The sequence below is a fragment of the Martelella sp. HB161492 genome (assembly GCF_013184775.1).
GTDB lineage: Bacteria > Pseudomonadota > Alphaproteobacteria > Rhizobiales > Rhizobiaceae > Martelella.
In genome coordinates this window covers 184,910-205,042 of sequence record NZ_JAATVV010000004.1, presented here as the reverse complement: position 1 = coordinate 205,042, position 20,133 = coordinate 184,910, and the positions used below count along the sequence as shown (strand labels likewise).

The 20,133-nt window shown below is 59.3% G+C and carries 18 protein-coding genes; 8 read left to right on the top strand and 10 right to left on the bottom strand.

The annotated features are described in order from the left end of the window. Positions 1 to 14: 14 nt before the first annotated feature. The 5 genes from HCK86_RS08535 to HCK86_RS08515 are packed head-to-tail and all read left to right on the top strand — an operon-like array spanning position 15 to position 5,258. Positions 15 to 965 (top strand): sugar ABC transporter permease, encoded by a 951-nt coding sequence (locus HCK86_RS08535; protein WP_176084040.1) that lies wholly within the window; start codon positions 15 to 17, stop codon positions 963 to 965. After that, positions 962 to 1,819, top strand: a complete 858-nt coding sequence (locus HCK86_RS08530; protein ID WP_176084039.1) for a carbohydrate ABC transporter permease — start codon at positions 962 to 964, stop codon at positions 1,817 to 1,819. Before HCK86_RS08535 ends, HCK86_RS08530 begins: the two co-directional genes overlap by 4 nt. Before the next feature lie 3 nt (positions 1,820 to 1,822). Then, positions 1,823 to 3,337, top strand: coding sequence for an argininosuccinate lyase (gene argH / locus HCK86_RS08525; RefSeq protein WP_176084038.1), 1,515 nt, complete (start codon positions 1,823 to 1,825; stop codon positions 3,335 to 3,337). Next, the gene (ugpC, locus tag HCK86_RS08520) at positions 3,337 to 4,374 is read left to right on the top strand and encodes a sn-glycerol-3-phosphate ABC transporter ATP-binding protein UgpC (protein WP_176084037.1); all 1,038 of its coding nucleotides are present in this window, start codon (positions 3,337 to 3,339) and stop codon (positions 4,372 to 4,374) included. Before argH ends, ugpC begins: the two co-directional genes overlap by 1 nt. Then, positions 4,371 to 5,258, top strand: a complete 888-nt coding sequence (locus HCK86_RS08515) for a PfkB family carbohydrate kinase (protein ID WP_176084036.1) — start codon at positions 4,371 to 4,373, stop codon at positions 5,256 to 5,258. Before ugpC ends, HCK86_RS08515 begins: the two co-directional genes overlap by 4 nt. Positions 5,259 to 5,286: 28 nt before the next feature. Here HCK86_RS08515 and HCK86_RS08510 read toward each other — a convergent pair whose 3' ends face one another. After that, positions 5,287 to 6,237, bottom strand: coding sequence for a DMT family transporter (locus HCK86_RS08510; protein ID WP_176084204.1), 951 nt, complete (start codon positions 6,235 to 6,237; stop codon positions 5,287 to 5,289). 373 nt (positions 6,238 to 6,610) lie between these two features. Between HCK86_RS08510 and HCK86_RS08505 the strand changes: the two genes are divergently transcribed. Then, positions 6,611 to 7,351 carry a hypothetical protein gene (locus tag HCK86_RS08505; protein WP_176084035.1) on the top strand — a complete coding sequence of 247 codons (741 nt, stop codon included), beginning with the start codon at positions 6,611 to 6,613 and terminating at the stop codon, positions 7,349 to 7,351. Positions 7,352 to 7,640: 289 nt separating this feature from the next. On the opposite strand, the gene HCK86_RS08500 is transcribed toward HCK86_RS08505, so the two are convergent. The 8 genes from HCK86_RS08500 to HCK86_RS08465 all read right to left on the bottom strand — a co-directional run bounded on the left by HCK86_RS08500 (position 7,641) and on the right by HCK86_RS08465 (position 17,631). Beyond that, positions 7,641 to 8,645: a LacI family DNA-binding transcriptional regulator gene (locus HCK86_RS08500; protein WP_176084034.1), complete on the bottom strand. Its 1,005-nt coding sequence runs from the start codon at positions 8,643 to 8,645 to the stop codon at positions 7,641 to 7,643. 329 nt (positions 8,646 to 8,974) lie between these two features. Beyond that, the gene (locus tag HCK86_RS08495; protein WP_176084033.1) at positions 8,975 to 10,612 is read right to left on the bottom strand and encodes an FGGY-family carbohydrate kinase; all 1,638 of its coding nucleotides are present in this window, start codon (positions 10,610 to 10,612) and stop codon (positions 8,975 to 8,977) included. A gap of 115 nt (positions 10,613 to 10,727) precedes the next feature. Then, complete coding sequence (locus HCK86_RS08490) at positions 10,728 to 12,353, bottom strand: fucose isomerase (protein ID WP_176084032.1); 1,626 nt, start codon at positions 12,351 to 12,353, stop codon at positions 10,728 to 10,730. A gap of 113 nt (positions 12,354 to 12,466) precedes the next feature. Further along, positions 12,467 to 13,993: a tripartite tricarboxylate transporter permease gene (locus tag HCK86_RS08485; protein ID WP_176084031.1), complete on the bottom strand. Its 1,527-nt coding sequence runs from the start codon at positions 13,991 to 13,993 to the stop codon at positions 12,467 to 12,469. A gap of 20 nt (positions 13,994 to 14,013) precedes the next feature. Further along, positions 14,014 to 14,475 (bottom strand): tripartite tricarboxylate transporter TctB family protein, encoded by a 462-nt coding sequence (locus tag HCK86_RS08480; RefSeq protein WP_176084030.1) that lies wholly within the window; start codon positions 14,473 to 14,475, stop codon positions 14,014 to 14,016. Positions 14,476 to 14,534: 59 nt separating this feature from the next. Continuing rightward, positions 14,535 to 15,509 (bottom strand): tripartite tricarboxylate transporter substrate binding protein, encoded by a 975-nt coding sequence (locus HCK86_RS08475; RefSeq protein WP_176084029.1) that lies wholly within the window; start codon positions 15,507 to 15,509, stop codon positions 14,535 to 14,537. Positions 15,510 to 15,571: 62 nt separating this feature from the next. Next, a complete protein-coding gene (locus HCK86_RS08470; protein WP_176084028.1) occupies positions 15,572 to 16,624 on the bottom strand; it encodes an exo-alpha-sialidase in 1,053 nt (350 codons plus the stop codon). Positions 16,625 to 16,662: 38 nt separating this feature from the next. Next, on the bottom strand, positions 16,663 to 17,631 hold the full coding sequence (locus HCK86_RS08465) for a dihydrodipicolinate synthase family protein (RefSeq protein WP_210259852.1): 969 nt from the start codon (positions 17,629 to 17,631) through the stop codon (positions 16,663 to 16,665). A 600-nt stretch (positions 17,632 to 18,231) separates the two neighbouring features. Here HCK86_RS08465 and HCK86_RS08460 point away from each other — a divergent pair. Beyond that, positions 18,232 to 18,390: a hypothetical protein gene (locus HCK86_RS08460; protein ID WP_176084026.1), complete on the top strand. Its 159-nt coding sequence runs from the start codon at positions 18,232 to 18,234 to the stop codon at positions 18,388 to 18,390. 99 nt (positions 18,391 to 18,489) lie between these two features. On the opposite strand, the gene HCK86_RS08455 is transcribed toward HCK86_RS08460, so the two are convergent. Beyond that, on the bottom strand, positions 18,490 to 19,539 hold the full coding sequence (locus tag HCK86_RS08455; RefSeq protein WP_176084025.1) for an ornithine cyclodeaminase: 1,050 nt from the start codon (positions 19,537 to 19,539) through the stop codon (positions 18,490 to 18,492). A 125-nt stretch (positions 19,540 to 19,664) separates the two neighbouring features. Between HCK86_RS08455 and HCK86_RS08450 the strand changes: the two genes are divergently transcribed. Next, complete coding sequence (locus HCK86_RS08450; protein WP_176084024.1) at positions 19,665 to 20,108, top strand: Lrp/AsnC family transcriptional regulator; 444 nt, start codon at positions 19,665 to 19,667, stop codon at positions 20,106 to 20,108. The last annotated feature ends 25 nt before the right edge of the window (positions 20,109 to 20,133 follow it).

Sequence of the window (20,133 nt, the reverse complement as noted above, 5' to 3'; positions counted from 1 at the left end):
GAGCGGAAAAAGCCATGCCGGAACAGGCCAGGATAACCAAGGGGGCGGCAGCGGGCCGCCCCGGCGGGACCGCGTTCAGCGACCGCTTTTCAATGCATACGAAGCGCCTCGTCTGGGTCTGGAGTTTCCTGGCGCTTCCGGTTCTGTTTTACGCCATCATCCGGTTCTATCCGACCATCGATGCCTTCCGGCTGTCGCTGACGGACTGGGATCTGATGCGCAAGCCGAAATTCATCGGTTTTGAAAATTACGCCAAGCTGTTTGCCGATCCGAAATTCTGGCAGGTGTTCAAAAACACCTTTGCCTATCTGATTTTCGGTACGCCGATCTCACTTGTGCTGTCATTTACCATTGCCTTCTTTCTCGACCGGGTGCGGTTTGGCCACGGTTTTATCCGGGCCCTCTATTTCCTGCCCTATCTGACGACGGCGGCCGCGATGGCCTGGGTCTGGCGCTGGTTCTATCAGCCTGCGCCGATCGGCATCATCAATGATGTCCTCGGCCTTCTCGGCATACCCCAGCAGCCTTTCCTGCGCTCCACCAGCCAGGCCCTGCCGTCCATCATGGTGACGGCGATCTGGGCCGGGCTCGGCTTCCAGATCATCATCTTCATGGCGGGGCTCAGGGCCATTCCGACGACCTTCTACGAGGCCGCCCGGATCGACGGTCTTGGCGAATGGGCGATCCTGCGGAAGATCACCCTGCCGCTTCTGAAGCCGACGACGGTTTTCCTTGTCGTCATGTCGTCGATCGCCTTTCTGCGGATCTTCGATCAGGTCTACAACATGACCAGCAATGATCCCGGCGGGCCGCTCGGCTCCACCAAGCCGCTGGTGCTGATGATCTACCAGACCGCATTCTCGTCCTATCAGATGGGCTATGCGGCGGCGCAGACCGTGGTGCTGTTCACCATTCTACTGGTGATCTCGCTGTTGCAGCTCTGGATCCTGAGGGACAAGTCATGACCGATATCGCCCACGCCGATGCGCTTGCCCGCTATCGCCCGAAAATCCGGCCCGGCCGCATCCTCGCCTGGACCCTGCTGCTGATCGGCGGGATCATCATGATCACGCCGCTCCTGTTCATGTTTTCCACCTCGCTGAAGCCGGGCGCGGATGTCTACGACCTGCGCCTGATCCCGGCGCATCCGACCTTTGCCAACTATATCAAGGTGCTGACGGAAACGGAGTTTCTGCGCTGGTTCGTCAACTCGATGATTGTCGCCATTGCCGTCACCTGCTCGAACGTGTTTTTCGACAGTCTCGTCGGCTACACGCTGGCGAAGTTCCGGTTTCGCGGCCGCCGCTTCATCTTTCTGGCGATCCTGTCGACGCTGATGATCCCGACGGAAATGCTGGTCATTCCCTGGTATCTGATGTCGGCCAATTTCGGCTGGCTCGACAGCTATTGGGGGATCATGTTCCCCGGCATGATGACGGGTTTCGGCACATTCCTGATGCGGCAGTTCTTCGAAGGCGTGCCGGACGATTTCATGGAAGCCGCGCGGGTCGATGGCCTCAACGAATTCGTCATCTGGTGGAAGATCGCCATGCCGCTTGTGGCACCGGCGCTCTCGGCACTCGCCATCTTTACCTTTCTCGGCAACTGGACGGCCTTTTTCTGGCCGCTGATCGTCACGACGTCAAGCGAACTCTATACGCTGCCGGTCGGGCTTTCCTCCTTTGCCGTCGAAGCCCAGATCCAGTGGGAGATGATCATGACCGGCGCGGCGATTGCCACCATTCCGACCTTGCTCGTCTTCCTCATTTTCCAGCGTTACATCGTGCGCGGCGTCATGCTCGCCGGCGTCAAGGGTTAAGTCATGTCCGTCGACAATCCATCTTCCGGCGATACCAGCCGGTTTCCCGATCCCGTCTACAAGGAGACGCTGCTCAAGTCGCTTTTTGACGGGGCGAAGACCTATTTCGTCGAGGGCTTCCGCGCCATCGACCGGGCCCATCTGGTCATGCTGACCGAGACCGGCATCTTGTCGAGCGGGCAGGCGGCGAAGATTGCCGATGCGCTGGTGGCGATCGATGCCGAGGTCGATCCGGCAAAGCTCGAATATACCGGCGAGGTGGAGGATTTCTTCTTCCTGATCGAGAAAGAGCTGAAGGCCCGGCTCGGTGCCGATCTCGGTGGCCGGCTTCATACGGCGCGTTCGCGCAACGACATCGATCATACGCTGTTCAAGCTGGCGCTGCGCAGCCGGATCGATCTCTTCCTCGACAAGGCGGTACAGCTGCTTGCGGCGATGATCGAGACGGCAAAACGCGAAAAGGCGACACTGATCGTTGCCTATACCCATGGCCAGCCGGCGCAGCCGACCACCTTCGGCCACTATCTCGGTGCTGCCATCGAGGTTTTGATCCGAGACCTGAAGCGCATGCTCGAAGCCCGTAAAATCGTTGATCTTTCGCCGATGGGTGCGGCGGCGATCACGACTTCGGGTTTCCCGATCGACCGTCAGCTGATGGCGTCCCTGCTGGGTTTTGCGGCACCTCTGCGCAATTCCTACAGCTGTATTGCCGCTGTCGACTATACGACGGCGACCTATTCGGCGATCGAGCTCACCTTTCTGCATCTCGGGCGGCTGATCCAGGATTTCCAGTTCTGGACCAGTTTCGAAGTCGCGCAGCTTTATGTGCCGAATGCGCTGGTGCAGATCTCCTCGATCATGCCGCAAAAGCGCAATCCGGTGCCGATCGAGCATATGCGTCATCTGTCGAGCCAGACCGTCGGCCGGGCGCAATCGGTGCTGACCATCATGCACAACACGCCCTTTACCGATATGAATGACAGTGAGGGCGAGACCCAGACCATGGGATTTCAGGCCTTTGACTGTGCTTTCCGGGTGCTGGATCTTCTGGTGGCCTTCATTGCGCAGGTGAAGGTCAACGGGCCGCGTGTGGCGGCAAATCTTGATCGTTCCTGCATCACCATCACGGAGCTTGCCGACAGTCTGGTCCGCCGCGAAGATCTGTCTTTCCGTGTTGCGCATGAGATTGCCGCCGATGTGGCCCGTGCCGTCGTCAAGGCAGAAAGTTCTTTGACGGCAGATGGTTACGAGCCCTTCCTGAAGGCATTTGAACAACATGCTGGGCGCGCCTCAGGCCTTGATGAGGATGCTTTCCGCGACATTGTCTCGCCGGAATACTTCGTTTCGGTGCGCAAGCGTTATGGCGGTCCGGCTGCTGAACCGCTTGGCGAGGCGCTTGCCTTTTATGATGGCGCACTTGGTGATTTCAGTGACAAGATTGCCGCCAACCGGGCGCATCTTCACGCCGCATCGGCCAATCTGGAAAAACGCTTTCAGGCATTGAGGGGAGAAGGATAATGGCGTCGATCGAACTTCAGAAGCTGGTCAAGCGCTATGAGAAGGTCGAAGCGGTTCACGGCATCGACCTCAAGATTGCGGATGGGGAATTCGTCGTCTTTGTCGGCCCGTCCGGCTGTGGCAAGTCGACGACATTGCGGATGATCGCCGGTCTCGAAGAGATTTCCGGCGGCAATCTGGTGATCGGCAGCGAAATCGTCAACGAGCGGGCGCCGAAGGCCCGCAACATTGCCATGGTATTCCAGAATTACGCGATCTATCCGCATCTGACCGTACGGCAGAATATCGGATTTGGTCTTTATACGGCGAAGATGACCAGAGACGAGAAGAATGCACGCATTGATGAGACCGCGCGTATCCTCGGCCTGACCGAGCTTCTGGAGCGTCGCCCGGCAGCACTTTCCGGCGGCCAGCGTCAGCGCGTGGCCATTGGCCGGGCCATGGTTCGCAACCCATCGGCCTTTCTCTTCGACGAGCCGCTTTCCAATCTGGATGCGCAGCTCCGCGCCCAGATGCGTATTGAAATCAAGAAGTTGCATCAGGAACTTAAAACCACGACGGTCTATGTGACCCATGACCAGATCGAAGCGATGACCATGGCCGACCGGATCGTCGTCATGCGTGACGGCCATATTCTGCAGACCGGTACGCCGACCGAGCTTTATGAAGCCCCGGTGGATGTGTTTACCGCGCGCTTCATCGGCTCGCCATCGATGAACATGCTGCCGGCCGCAGCACTGGGGGATGAGGGGCGCTCGCTTGCCGATGGCCGCGATCTCCTGGTCGGCATTCGTTCGCATGATCTTCTGGTCGGAGCGACGGGACCTGCGATCCTGACGCTTGAAGGCATGGTTGAAGCCGTTGAGCCGCTCGGGCCTGAAACCATGGTTCATCTTCTCGTCGGCGACACGCCGGTGATTGCCACATCACCCGGCAATGTGGCACCAAAGGTCGGAAGCCAGGTGGCGGCCACCGTCGCGCCGGGCAAGCTCTATCTCTTCGATGCCAAGAGCGAGAAAAGCCTGGGTCGCAAATGAACAGTGTGGATGATGATATGCAGGCGGTGCTCTGTGTCGGCAGGCTCTATTGCGATCTGATCTTCACGGGGATCGATCGCCTGCCGGTGCTTGGCCGCGAGGTCTTCGCCGACAATCTGACCATTGCCGCTGGCGGCGGCGCCTTTATCTCTGCGGCGCATCTGCGCGATCTCGGGCGGTCGACGGCCATTGTTTCGCGGCTTGGCAACGATACGCTGTCAAAGGCGGTTGAGCAGGAAATCGTTGTCCGCGATATCGAAACGGGCTTCATCGAGCGCGCCCATGATGCCGGGCCGCAGATCACCGTCGCCTCGGTGATCGGCTCGGAGCGTGCCTTCCTGACCCGTCGGGCCGGCAAGGCCGAACCGGCGACGCTCGATGCCGCCCTTGCCTGGCCGGGCGCCGCCCATCTCCATATCGCCGAATATGCAACGCTTGCGGAAATACCGGATCTGGTCGCGCGTGCCAAGCATGCAGGGCTGACCGTTTCGCTGGATCCGAGCTGGGACGATGATCTGATCCGCGACACAGCGCTGATCGAAAAATGCAAGGGTGTCGATATCTTCCTGCCAAATCTTGAGGAAGCACGCGAGATAACCGGCGAGACACAGGCGGAGGCGATGCGGGAACATCTGGCCCGCTATTTCCCGATCGTCGCCCTGAAGGCGGGAGCTTCCGGTGCGCTGGTAGCAACCGATCAGGCGCGGCTGGCCATGCCGGCGGAAGATGTTCGCGTGGTTGACACGACCGGTGCCGGCGATGCGTTCAATGCCGGTTTCATCGACGGCTGGATGCGTGGAGCGGCGATCGAGGATTGCCTGGTCGCGGCGATCCGGTCGGGAAGCCGGGCGGTGCAGGTGACCGGTGGCGCGGTGCCGCGCTGAGCCATTATCCCGCTGGTCCGTCTCAGGCTTAGCGATCCGTTCCGCTCTCTTCCATCTCATCATCAGACAATGCGATCGGCGCCTGCGAATTGCCTGCCAGAATGGGCGGCGGCAGCGGCGTGTTGCGCTGGCGCTCACGCATCAGGGTCAGCATGCCTGCGCCGATGATCAGCACGATGCCGGCCAGCATCGGTCCGTCGACATGATCACCGAAGAACAGATAGCCGAACAATATGGCCCAGAGCATCTGAGAATATTGCGTCGGCCCGATATAGGCGGCAGGTGCGTAGAGTGCAGCCTGCATCAAGAGCACATTGGCAAAGGCAGCGATAAGGCCGTAGCCGGCGAGATACATCCATTCGCTGGCATCAGGCATCTTGAAGTTGGTCAGCATCAGTGCGCCGCAAACGATGATGGCACCGAGAATGCCTGCGCCAAACAGCGATATGCGCTTTTCATCGGTGCTGGACGCGCGGAAGGTAACCACCGAGATCGCGCCACCGAGCCCGGCGAAAATTGCCCCGAGATGACCGATCGACAATTCGCGAAAGCCAGGTCTGAGAACGATCAGGACGCCGATGAAGCCGACGATGACCGCCGACCAGCGCTTCAGGCCGACCTGTTCCTTCAATGCGAAAACCGAAATGACGGTCACATAGGCTGGTTGCAGGAAGATCAGGACAAAGGCTTCCGCCATCGACAGATGGGTGAAGGCGGTGACGCTGCCGATCACGCCGATCGGATAGGCGATGAAGCGCAACAGCCAGAGCGGCCGGTTTGAGGTGCGGACGATGTCGCTCCAGCGGTCGCCGCGCTGCATCAGGAACGGCAGGGCAAGAAGGGCAAAGGCTGCACCGAAAAAGGCTGACTCATAAGGCGGCAACCCGCCTTCGATCGCCTTCACACTGGCATCGCTGTAGGAAAAGCAGGCGAAGGAGGCGAAGCCGAGGATGACGCCTTTGAGCGTGTGCTCGCCCAGCCGTGAGGATGCGGTTTCGCTTGATGATTCGGTCTGCATGGGATGTGCCTGTGATTGGGTGCGCCAAGAGCGACCGGGATGCGGTCGAAACGCTTTGTTTGATCTTGCCTTACATCAAGCCTGCCAGTCTGACGACGCCCGATCCTGCGCATCTGATATGCAAAATCACAGAGCTTTCAGCCGCGCTGCAGCTGCCCCGTGGCTTCTTCGGAAAAGCTCATGATTTAATTGCGATAAAACAAGGCGCCAGCACGATTTGCGGTTCATCTCAAAGGTCAAAAACTGCTATGCCCTTTTCGAAGGGGAGAGGTGCCGGCGATCGTCGGCCACCGCGCAGCATTGACGCTGACCGCGACAATTCAAGGAGATTTTCGTGACCGCAGATTACACCAGCATGCTTTTGAAGGCCTATGAGGATGGCACGCTCATCGATCAGGAGGCCTTTGCGTCAATCACCCCGGACGAGGCCGTCGATGTCCAGCTTGAGGTCATGCGCCGCCGTGGCCAGACCCCGGGTGCATTCAAGGTTGCCATCAATGGTGAAGGCAAGGCCGTTGCCTCGGTGATCCACGCCGACCGCGTCGTCAAGACTGGCGGAGCGCTGAAGCTGCCCAAACTCGGCCTGATCGGCATCGAGTTCGAGCTGGGATTCTATCTTGCCAAGACCGTCACGCCGGAGATGGCGAAAGAGGGCGAGGCTGCGGTTCTCGCCGCCATTGATCATTTTGTCTTCGGCATGGAAGTCGTCGGTTCGCGTTTCGCCAACCAGCCCAAGGCTACCGCCTGGGCGCAGCTTGCCGATAATCTGAGCGGTGAGGCCTACGTCATCGGCACGGAACGTTTCGACGGCGGCGCCGTGGTTGATGGTGCGCCGCTGGTTCTGACTGCCAGTGGCACGGAAATCTACAACAAGCCGGCGAAGCATCCCTTCGGCGATGCCGTGAAGCCGGTGATCGCCTATGCGCTTTCAGGAGAAGACAAGATCGGCATGCTGAAGGCCGGTTCCTTCATCACCACCGGTTCCCTGTGTGGCGGTGTGCCTTTCACCGCGCCTTGCGAAATGGTCGGAACGATTTTCGATCAATTCAGCGTTTCGGTTTCGCTCAGCAACTGAGCAGCCGCAGCGACGCGGCGATAAGACGAGCCCGGCCAATGCGCCGGGCTTGGATTGCTGAGAAAGCGCGCCACCTTTCGTTGACGTCATGACTGTGCTTGTCACAGGAATCCGGACGACGCGCGTCCGCGCAGCGAAAGAACTTCTCTATTCAATGCCTTATCAAACTGGATCCCCGTGGTAAGCACGGGATGACGACGGAGAGAGGGGCTATTCCACCTCGAACATGCAATCCGAATGGCTCTGTCAACTGTCTGAGCGCTAATGCAGCGCGCCGGGCTTTTTACCGTCAGCCGAGGCGGACGAGGCTGGTTTCCAGGATCGATCGGGCTGTTTCCGGATCCTTGCGGCCATTGATCTGCTTCAGCAGAACCTGAAATGCCGCCTCGGCAAGAGCCTCTTCATCCTGCTTCACCACGAGAACCGTATTGGGGATGAAATCGAGCAGGCCGTCATAGTCGAAGGTGCCGATAATCAGCTCGGCCGGAATGCCGCCATGCTCGGATTTGAAAAATTGCAGCGCGCCTTCCAGCACCAGAAGTGACGAGCACAGGATTGCCGAAGGCGGTTCTGCCGCATCACCGAACAGGGTTTTCATCATCTGCCGTCCGGCCGAAACACTGTCGTCGCGCGCCGTCAGGACGCGCAAATGGTCGCGGCCAAGGCCAGCCTCGCCACCGGCGCCATAAAATCCGATGACACGGTCCTGAATGCTCGGATTTTCCGGATGACCGCAGAGAAAGGCAATCTGTCGCGCGCCGGAATCGATTATCTCACGGGTAATCCGTCGGGCGCTGGCTTCATGATTGCTGGAGATGACTGGAACGTGATCGTCGGGATAGGCGCGGTCGATCAGCACCAGCGGTGTGTTCTTGCCGCGCTTGCGGTTCTGCTCCGGCTGGCGGGGGGCACAGGGCGCCATGACGAGACCATCGACGCCGCGCGCCAGCAGGCTGTTCAGCGCGCGGGCTTCGACTTCCGGGTCTTCCAGGCTCGATGTGGTGATGAGAACGAGGCCTTCGGCGCGGCAATGGGCTTCCAGATGCGCCATGATCCGGGCGAAAAAGGCGTTGGCAATATCCGGCGCGATGAATCCGACCGTGTGACTGCGCTTGGTCTTGAGATTGCGGGCAGTCTGATTGATCGTGTAGCCATGCTCGGCGACATAGGCGTTGATAATGTTCTGGGCGCGTTCGCTGATGCGGTATTCAGTGGCGCGACCGCTCAGCACCATGGTGATGGTGGTGCGCGAATAACCCGTATCTTCCGCGATCTCCGATATTGTCTTCGCCATTCAACCCCCTCAATCCCGGTGGCGCTTCGTCACGCCGCCCCGTTGCATAACTGTTGTGCGAAAATCGTTCAAAATGAAACGATTGCGCCTTGTTGCACCGGCTCTTCCCGTTACCACTGGTAGCAGTTGAAGACGCGTTGCAAAACGAAAAATGCCTGGATCAAAAGTATAAAACACGAATATCTCACGCGCCGCTTATGCGTGTCTGCAAAGGGCGGATTTCGGACGGCGGCGCCAGAGCAGTTGCGAAATACGCATTGCTCCGTCGCCGGCCGTCATTCGGTTTCCATTGGGAGGAAGGAAACCGAAAGCGTCATGAAACGAGGCGCTTACGCCTCGCTCTTCATGGCCTGGCGGATCTTGCGATCGGCATCCTGAAGCGCTGCGAAAGCGGCAAACTTCTTGTCATGCAGTTTCGCATTCTCACCGCCTGCCGGTTCGCTGATCTCCTTGATTGCAGACATCTTGCCCGCACCATCCTTGAGGTCGGAATAAAAGCCGGCCGCAACCGCACCGATAATGGCGCCGCCCAGAAGTACGGGCTCGACCGTTTCGGGAAGCGCGACCTTCATTCCTGTGGCATCGGCCAGAATGCGCCTGAGCAGCGGGCTCTGCGCCGCTCCACCGCTGACGACCAGCGTTTCAAGCGGCAGGCCCTTGGCCTTTTCCGCATCGATGATCTGGCGCGTGCCGTAGCAGAGGCCGCAAAGTCCGGCGACATAAAGCCTGATCAGGCTGTCCTCGGAACTATCCAGCGTCAGCCCGCTGATGACGCCGGTTGCTTCCGGGTCGGCATAGGGCGCACGGTTGCCGAGGAATTCCGGCACGACATGGAGATTGCGGGCAAGACCGGCAACGGCTTCCAGCGATCCCGCTTTTTCCGTTGCCCGCTTTTCCAGATAAAAGGGCAGGGCCATGCTGGCCTCTGCGGCCTTTTCCTTCATCGCGGCATAGGCAGGATGCAGTGTCAGCAGATAGTCGAGGGCCGCACCATAGGCCGATTGTCCGCCTTCCAGCAGCCAGTAACCCGGCACCATGGCGCCGTAATAGGGGCCCCAGACGCCATCGACAAAATTGGCTTCCTCGGCCAGCGTCATGGCACAGGCAGAGGTGCCCATGATCAGCGCCATCTGGGTTTCCGGCGGCAGTTCTTCACCATTCGGGCCGATGCAGGCAAAGGTGCCAATGCCGCCGCAATGGGCATCGATCAGCGAGGCGCCGACCGGAATGCCGGGGACGAGGCCGAGTTCTGCGGCGGCTGCCGCGGAAATGCCGTTGCCGAGCGGGGTGGCAATGTCGGCGACGTCCGAACCGATGCGGGCGAAATCGTTTTCAGCAAGCTCTTCCAGGCCGACCGCCTTGAAATAGTTCACATCCCACGTCTTCTCATGGGCGAGATAGGTCCATTTGCAGGTCACGGTGCAGACCGAGCGAACCTCGGAGCCGGTTGCGCGCCAGGAGAGGAAGTCGGCCAGATCGAAGAAATAGCGGGCGGCCGCGAAAGTTTCGGGCTTGTTTTCCTTCAGCCACAAAAGCTTCGGCGTTTCCATTTCCGGCGAGATCTTGCCGCCGACATAGCGCAGCACATCCTGACCGCTGGCATTGATCCGGTTGGTCTGGTCAATGGCACGATGGTCCATCCAGACGATGATGTTGCGGCTGGCCTCATCCGACGGGCCGACGGCAAGCGGTGCGCCGTCGCCGTCCAGCACGACGAGCGAGCAGGTGGCATCAAAGCCAAGACCACGCACGGTGGCGGGGTCGATCCCGGCTTCAGCGATCGCCGTTCTGGTGCAATAGCAGATTGCATCCCAGATATTATCCGAGGACTGTTCGACGATGCCGCCTTCGGCTCGCCACATGGTGATGTCTTTCTTGGCGACGCCCAGCAGGCGGCCCTTTTCATCGAAAATGCCTGCGCGTGCGCTGCCGGTTCCGACGTCGACGCCGATGAAGTGATTACCCATATGCCTGTTCTCCTGCCCAATCCGACGCGGTCATGGCGCTGTGGCCCCCGGCGCTTCTGCTCTTCATGGCCCCTGTCCGGCAGAGCCGGGCAGGGGATCTTGATCTGTTTCAGTCTCAGCCCTTCAGCGGGCTGCCATCCTTGGCCGTACCGCAAAGGCTGACAGTCATGCCAAGCTCGGCAGCAAGCGCTGCCTTGGCAGCCATGGCCAGATCGGCGCTTTCCGCGTCATTGGCATAGACAACCTGAATGTGGTTGGACTTGTGCCGTGCCATCAGCTGATCGCGGGACACACCGTAGATCACGCCATGCATCATCGGCCAGGCATAATCGGTGAGCTTCCAGCGGCGTTCGGTCTCGTCTTCGGGCAGCGAAATCGCCTTGCCGCGGCCGATATCCATGTTCAGCTTGCCGTCCTTGACGAAAATACGCGACCAGACGATTTCGCCGGGCTTGGCAATGCCGCGCAGCGTGCCGCCGCCAGCAGGGAAGAACATCGGCGGCTGACGCATGGAGGAGGAGCCGGCATAGCCGCCTTCATTATGGGCAGCCGGAACCGCTCCGGAAATCTCGAAGGTCCAGACATATTCATTGGTCGTGCCGGTCGGATCTTCGCCGCCCCAGCGGATGTCGTGCAGCGTGGTTTCAACCGGCTGGCCGAGGGCGGTATGGATGCGGTTGGTCATCAGAGCGTCGAGACCGGCGCATTCGTCAACTTCGTTGAAGTGAACGACCGGCTTGCCCTCGCGGATGATCTTGCCGTCAATGCCCTTGACCGGCGGACGGTCGGCATTGTTGAGCAGGCCTTCAACGAGGTCGGATGCCGGCAGCAGATCCTTCAGGCCCTGCTGATACTGGATACCGATCACTTCGCAGCCGAACTGCTCAGCGAGACGCACAGCGGCGATATACATCTTGCACTGGATCAGAACCTGTTCCGGCGTCAGATCCTGCTTGCCATCCGTGCCGAAATGGAACTTCAGTCCCTTGGCGACGAGCCAGTCAAAGGCTTCTTGCGCTTCCGCATCCGGAACCTGGGTGGTGGCATAGTAGAGCGCCGACTGCGACATGCGCTCCTTGAAGATGCCGAGCGGGAACAGCAGTTCATCGGGGATGATGGCATTGTACATGCCCATGCAGCCCTCATCGAAGACGCCCATGATGGTGCGGCGCGACTTCAGGTCAGCGGCGATATCCTTGGCCAGCGATACAGCCTTCTCGTTCTTCGAGGGCGTGTAGGCATGGACGTGGGAATAGTCCTGATCGACCTTGCCGGTCTTCATCCACTGCTCCAGACGTGACAGGAACCATTCGTCCTTGAAGTCGATGGTCCAGAGCGAGGAAAAATCGACGCCGGCCTTGGTCAGCGAGGCATTGAGGTTCAGAAGGCCGACGAGACCCGGCCAGGTCGGCGACCAGTTGCCGACCGTCAGGATCGGGCCTTCATGCGACATCAGGCCCGGCAGCACGTGCAGCGAATACTGCCATACGGCTTCGGCAACGATCAGCGGCGCCTTCTTGTCGATATTGGCGAAGACTTCGAGGCCTTCCTTCTGCGTGGCGATGAAGCCGTGGCCGAGATCGGCCTTGACGGCATGGGCGCGCTCGACCGAGCCGCCGAGCGCTACGACCGCTGCAGTCAGCTTGTCTTCGAGGTCCTTCTGCGCCGGCCAGCATTTGACATTGGCGCTCTCGCGAAGATCGCCACTTGCCACCATGAGAATATGGGGACCATTAGCCATCGTGTGTGTCCTTTTCAGTCCGTTGGGTTACGCGCTGCCTGGCGTTGTCTTCCGGCCGGTCGCGCGGTTTTTTAAGGCCGGCTCCGATATGGGCTCGGAGCCGGGAATTGCTGTTATGACTGGCCTTCAGCGGCGGCCTTGCGAGCCCTGCGGGCAGCCTTGATCTTCGGTCCGATGATCGGCAGCGTCAGCGTGGCGAGCGCGATCACGAGGAAGATGGCGCAGACCGGGCTGGTGGCGAAGATCGAGTAGCTGCCGTCCGACATGATCAGCGAGCGGCGCAGATTGCCCTCGATCATCGGGCCCAGGATGATGCCGATGATGATCGGTGACATCGAGAAGTCGAGCTTCAGCATCACATAGGCGCAGACGCCGGCAAACATCATCACGAACACGTCTGTCATGGTGTTGTTGACCGAGTAGGAGCCAACCATGCACAGCACCAGGATGATCGGAATCAGAAGCTTGCGCGGAACCGACATGACGCGGGTAAAGAGCCGGATGCTGGAGAAGCCGAGAATGCCCATGATCAGATTGGCAACAAACAGGCCGATGAAGATGGTGTTGACCTGAACAGGATGCTCGGTGAAGAGCAGCGGACCGAGCTGCAGGCCCTGCACCATGAAGGCGCCCATCATGATGGCAGTCGCACCGTCGCCGGGAATGCCGAGCGTCATCAGCGGCACCATGGCACCACCGGCAACCGCGTTGGCACCGGCTTCAGGAGCGGAAACACCCTCGATCGAGCCCTTGCCGAATTCTTCCGGATGCTTCGACCAGCGCTTGGCCTCGGTGTAGGCGATGAAGGAGGCGATATCGCCGCCCGTGCCCGGGATCGAGCCGATCGCCGTGCCGATGGCGGCGGAGCGGAAATAGGTCGGCAGCACGCGGCGGAAGTCGAGCCAGCTCGGCAGGACGCGCTTGATCTTGGTGTTGACCTTGCGGCTGTTCGGGCTGTTGCGTTCCTTCCAGTTCTCCTCGATGCCCAGTAGTGCCTGTGAGAAAGCGAACAGACCCACCAGAATGGGAACGAAGGAAATGCCACCCATCAGATAATAGGAATTGAAGGTGAAGCGCATGCCGGCCGTCATCGGATCAAGGCCGATCGTGGCGATAAACAGGCCGATACAGCCACCGATGAGACCCTTGATCACCGATTGCGATGAGACCGATGTGATGATCGAGATGCCGAAGACGCCAAGCGCGAAATAATCGGGCGCAGACAGACCGGTGGCGACCTTGGCAAGCTGCGGAGCGATGATGACGAGAGCCGCCGCCGAAAACAGGCCACCGAACATGGAGCTTGCTGTCGAAAGACCGAGCGCGCGTCCGGCTTCACCCTTCAGCGTCATCGGGTAACCGTCGAGAACGGTCGCGGCCGATGCCGGCGTTCCGGGCGTGTTGATCAGAATGGCGCTGATGGAGCCGCCGTAGATGGAGCCGCAATAGACGCCAAGCAGCATCAGTATGCCTTCAAGCCCCTGGAAGGTGAAGGTGAGCGGCATCAGCAGGGCGATGCCCATATTGGTGGTCAGGCCCGGAAGCGAGCCGATGATGATCCCGGCCGCAGTGCCGAGAATGATGACGAGCAGCGACTGGTAGCTGAAGACGACCGCTGCTGCCTGTAGAATATCGTTCATGATCTTTTCCCTTCAGCAGCCTATTCGAGGAACCACAGGGTGGGCAGCGTGATATTGAAAATATGCACGAAGAAGAACCAGATGACGCCGACGGCAACCACCGTGGTGAGGCCGACAACAAGCGGTCTCTTTTCGCCCATGATGATCATGATCAGTGGCATGAGGATCAGGGCTGCGATCACGAAACCGGCCCAGACCATCAGTGCTGCGGCGCAGATCGCGATAAAGGCGCTGAGATAGGCCCACAAATGGCCAGGCGTGGCGAACTGAACGTCGCGGGCGGCATTGATCGCGGGGAATGCGACAACCTCGATCACCTGCAGAACGCCAAGTCCAATCAGAAGCCAGGCGATCAGATGCGGCCAGAAGGCTTCTCCGGGAACACCGTCGGCATTGGCGGTCGTCAGATTACGAGAGAACCAGAAGATGGCGAGGCCGAAGACTACGGCAAAAAGCGCCACTAAAATATTGTATTTTCTCATTGATTCCTCCCGTCCTGTCCGCAGCCCCGAAGAGCTGCGGACGAGGCATATGAATGAGATTACTCAGACTTGGTTTCGGCGATGAGCTTTGCATACATCTCATCGTCAGCCTTCATCATGGCCTGAACCTCTTCACCGGTCATCGTGCTCGGCATGATGCCCTGGTTCTTCATGGCCGTCTGGAAGTCCGGATCGGCAGCAACGGCCTGGAAGGCGGCAACCAGCTGGCTGGAGATGTCGTCAGGCAGGTCAGCCGGGCCGGCAATGGCAGCCCAAGCGCGCATCTGCGTGTCGGTACCGGCACCCAGAGCTTCGTTGAAGGTCGGGACGTCGGGGAAGAGTGCAAAACGCTTGCTGTCCATGACGCCGAGCATCTTCAGCGCGCCGGCATCGATCTGCGGCTTGGCAGCGCCGGGCGTGGTGATGACGGCATCAACGTGACCGCCGACCAGCGAGGCAATCGCCGGGCCAATGCCTTCGGAATACGGAATGTGCTTCAGCTTGATGCCGAGCTGCTGTTCCATGTTCGTGGTGGCCAGATCATAGATGGCGCCGGTGCCGGAATTGGCAACCTGGACTTCACCCGGATGATCCTTGGCATACTGGACGAATTCTTCCAGCGTCTGGTAGGGCGCATCAGCCTTGACAACCAAAGCGCAAGGGTCCGCGATCGGTGCGAACAGACCGGTGAAGTTCTTGTAATCGACCGGCGACTTGTTCTGGTGCGGGAACATGGCCAGCTCGACCGTGGTCATGACCAGCGTTTCACCATCGGGACGGGCATGCGCGGCTTCAACCAGACCGGTCACGCCGTTGCCGGCAGGCTTGTTTTCCGGAACGAAGATCACGCCGTCGGGCAGATACTTCTTTGCATATTCCAGCGTCAGGCGGGCTGAGGTATCCGTGCCGCCGCCCGGATTCTTCGGGATGATGACGGTGATATTCTTCTTCGGATAGGTCAGTTCCTGCGCGGTTGCCTGAACGCTGGCAAAGGCCAGAACGCCGCAGAGCGCGATTCCAATTGCTTTCAACATTTCCAACTCCCTTGTTTTAATTCTAGACATTCCTGCCGACAGGGCTTTCGCCGGCTGAAACGCTAGCCATCCTCCAAAACCAGGTGGCAGTAGACGATTGACTTGCGGTTATGTGTGTAGGCCACATGAAGCTCTTTCCCCTGAGCGATGATGGCCGGATAGGAAAACTCTCCTTCTTCGGTTTCGAGATCGAGTTCCCGGTTGAAGCTGACGCCGTTGTCGTGGGAAAGGGCCAGCGAAAGGGGCGAGCGGCGGCCCCAGTTGCCGCCGTTCGGATTGTAGACAAGCGCCAGCGTACCGTCGGTTTCGACGACATCGATGCCGCTGTTATTGTTGACGACCGAGGTCGCGTAGGCTTCCGACCAGTGCGCGCCGAAATCATCGGAGTCGCTGCGATAGATGAAGCCGCGCGTCGAGCGCATCATCAGATGGATATGGCCGGGCTGCGATTCCCAGGCGCTGGGCTGGATCACGCCGTCCCAGGCGAATACCTTGGCCGGATCTGTTTCCCAGAGCGCATTTTCGGCAAGTCCTGACCAGACACCGGCTTCGCCCTGCTTTTCGTCAGGGGAACGGTGGGTGAAAGGCACGTCAACACGGTTCCAGCTCTTGCCCTTGTCGTCTGAAAGATCGACGAAGGCGTCCCAGATCGTGTCCGTCTCGACCGATGCAGGAGCGAGCCAGGCGCCATTGGACATGACGAGAAGCTTGTTCTTCACCGGACCGCGTGGCGCCGTATCCCCGGCAACGAGTTCCGCCGGATCACTCCATGTCCTGCCGCCGTCGTGCGAAACGCTCCAGCGGGTCGTCCATGTGTGGACGGTCGGGCCGACCTTGTAGAAGATCCAGACCGTATTGCCCTCATTCAGAAGGACCGGATTCCAATGCGCCAGACCATCTTCGGCGAAGCGGCGCTCAGGGGCCTGAAAGCCGCTGTCATCACCGCGAACGAGCCAGATGGCAACATCGCCGGCGCCTTCACGCTCGCCGCCGAAGAAGGCGACGAGCTTCTCGCCATTCGGCAGAACAATCACTGTCGAGGCGTGGCAATTGTTGAACAGTTCGTGCCCGAGCGGTACGACGAAGCTCTTTTCCAGAAGTTTCAGTTTTTGCATTACGGTTGCCTCCTCCGCTTCCGTCAGCCGGTCGCTGCTCACTGAGCAGCGATTTTTCCGGCTGGATCAAAAGCAGCAGCAGGGATGTCGAGTTCGAGCTGGCTGGCAAGCGTTTCGCCAAGGGCGATCATCTGCGAGACCGTCGAGGAGAAATGGTTCTGGAAATAGCCGCCGAGCGGACGCGTGCGGCATTCCATGCTGGTGAAATTGCCGATCGCCTTCTGGAAATCCTTGGCGCAGAGCGGGTAATCCATGCTTTCGGTCATGGCTGCGACCGAGAGATAGTTCCCCAGGATTTCTGCCTTTTCCGGCTCCGACTGCCAGTTTTCTGTCAGCCAGACATAAAGTGCGGGATGGAAGTTCGCCATCACGCCGCTATAGCCGTGGCAACCGACCTTCAGGCTTGCAAGAAGCGTCTGCGCATTGGCGTTGGCGATATGCAGCTGGCTGCCTTCAACCAGTTTTGCACGCCGCGTCAGCGTTTCGATATTGCAGCAGGTGTCCTTGAGGAAGGTGAAGCGGCCGGACTTGGCGGCAAAGGAAACAGCCGCGTCGCTCAACAGGCGCTTGTAAGGGTAGGGGCACTCGTAGACGCCGATGCCAACCGAAGCCGGAACCTTTTCCGTCAGCGCGGCAAGGCGTTCGAGAAAGATCTCGTCGCTTTCGTCCTGGCTGGCGAGGCGGTTGGAGATCATGATTACGCTGTCAACGCCGCATGCGGCCTGCGCGGCGAGCTGCTCGGCCTGGTGGCTCGGTGCGTTGCCGGTGTGGCCGGAAGCGACGACCGGGACGCGGCCATCGACATAATCAACCACGAAGCGCGTCAGCTTTTCCGATTCGGCGTCGCTCAAGAAGAACATTTCGCTCGACTGGCAGTTTGCAAACAGCCCGTGGACGCCGGAGGCGATATACCAATCGATCAGGCGCTCCAGCGATGCCCAGTCAATCTCACGATCTTCGGTGAAAGGAGTAAGCATCACCGGCCAGACGCCTGTGTGATGGTCCATTTCGCTCCTGCCTGACTTCACCATTTCCAATACCTCACTGCAAAAATCCAGCTCTGCCAACCACGAACCGGCATAGAACGTAAACTGCCAGCGCAACGGGGCTCCGTGGCGCTTTGCGACGCTCTGCAAGACTTCATGCGAGGGCCGGTTTGAAACTGTCTGCAGGGATTTCAAATTGGGAAATGTAAGATAAGCCCGGCACAAGGCGAGCCTCTCCATGCAGGCGCGAAAACCGATTATCCTCCCGGAAACGCTTGCTGTTACGAGTTAGCAAAACGTGCTTAGCGCTTTTCAGTGTCAGAAACAAGTGAGATTGCGGTGCTGCGCAGATTCTTTTTTGTGCATTTCTGCAGTCCGGCTGCGGCGGGGGAGGAGGCCCGGTATCCTCATACCGGGTTGGGGCTTGCCGCGGCTTGCCCGCATTTCGTGAAGATGCATCTCTGGGAGGCAGAGTTGAAGCTTGATTGCCTAAAATTTTGACGTCTATCAATGGGCTGTTCCGTAAACGCATAGCTACCCTGCGGTCATGCCAGTAACCAAACGCAGCAAAAGAGCCTATCTGCTTGTTCAGGCAATAACCGAACTGAAAAGACAACTGAAATGACCAACGCACGTTCAAATCGCAGCAATAACGCCTTCGGTGAAGGCCGTTCGCACAATGCATTTTATCGCTTTGCCAAGGGCGTCGGCAGTTTCATGGACGACTATGCCGAAAACCGCGCCGAAGCCTTCCGCCGCAGCCCGCGCACTTTCGACTGATCTGCCGTCCCTGCACAGGGCGCATGGCTGGATAGTGCGCATGACGCTTTGCGCCTTGCCAAGCGCGTCGCTGGAAACCAGCCCTGCCAATGAAGAAGGTCAGCGCCTAGCGCGCGCCAGCATGCCGTAGAGGTCGCGTGGATCATCGGGATCGGCGATGATATCGAGCTTCTCGAATAAATCGGTCCCCTCAATGCGCTCCTTTATATAGCACAGGGCGGAAAAGTCCTCGATCGCGAAGCCGACACTGTCAAACAATGTGATCTGTCTTTCGCTGGTCCTGCCCTCGGTGCTTCCCGAAATGACCTGCCATAATTCATGGACCGGATGATCCAGCGAAAGCTGCTGGATTTCACCCTCGATTCGCGTTTGCGGCGGATATTCCACAAAGATATCGGAGCGCATCAGGATATCGCGATGCAATTCGGTCTTGCCGGGGCAGTCCCCGCCGATCGCGTTGATATGTATGCCTGGCCCGATCATGTTGTCCGTGAGGATGGTCGCAAATTGCTTGTCGGCGGTGCAGGTGGTGACGATCTCTGCGCCTTCGACAGCCTCCTGCCCAGTTTTGCACATGGTGATTCGCAGTCCGCTGCCGGCAAGGTTGCGCGCCGCCTTGCGAGTGGCGTGAGCGTCGATGTCGTAAAGGCGCACTGATTCTATGCCTGCGACAGCTTTCATTGCCAGCGCCTGAAATTCCGCCTGGGCGCCATTCCCGATGATTGCCATGGTCTTTGCGTTTCTGGGCGCCAGATGACGGGCGGCCATGGCAGAGGTCGCGGCAGTGCGCAGCGCCGTCAGCAGGGTCATCTCGGTCAACAGCACCGGATAGCCCGAAGCGACGTCGGCGAGCAGGCCAAAGGCTGTCACCGTCTGCAGGCCTTCCGCCATGTTCTTCGGATGGCCGTTGACATATTTGAAGGCATAGGTCGTGCCGTCCGAGGCGGGCATCAGTTCGATGACGCCATCGCGCGAATGCGAGGCGACACGCGGCGTCTTGTCGAAATCGTTCCAGCGCCGGAAATCATTCTCGATCGTCAGGGTCAGATCCCTCAGCATGGTTTCGATACCGATGTGATGGATAAGGCGCATCATGTTTTCAACGCTGACGAAGCGGATATAGGCCTTTTCGGAGGCAGGCTGCGACATGGGGGCTCCTTCTCTGGACTTGCCTTCCATCATGCCGCAGAGTTTTCCTGACGGAAATTTCAAATCTGTATTAATCTGACTGAAATACCGATCATTTTGTACAGAGGTACCGAGCGAATTGTTCAATGCATGAGCAGATTGCGAAATATATTCCGGATCAGCTGGACCGCAGGATCATTGCCTGCCTGCGCGAGGACGGCCGAGCCTCGCTGTCGCATCTGGCTTCGCAGCTGGGTGTGGCGCGCGGCACGGTGCAGGCGCGTCTCGACCGGCTGATCAGGACCGGAACACTTGCCGGCTTCACCGTGCGCGTGCGCGATGATTATGATGCTGCCGCGGTCAGGGCGGTGATGATGATCGAAGTCGTCGGCAAATCCACCACGCAGGTGATCCGGCGGCTGCGCGGCCTCCCGGAAATCCATGCCCTGCACACGACCAATGGAAACTGGGATCTGGTGGCCGATATTCGTGCGGCCAGTCTTGCCGACTTTGACCGCGTTCTGCGCGAAGTGCGGATGATCGACGGCGTTGCCAATAGCGAGACCAGCCTGCTGCTGAGCACTGTCTAGCGCATCGTTCTTTTCGAAAATCAGA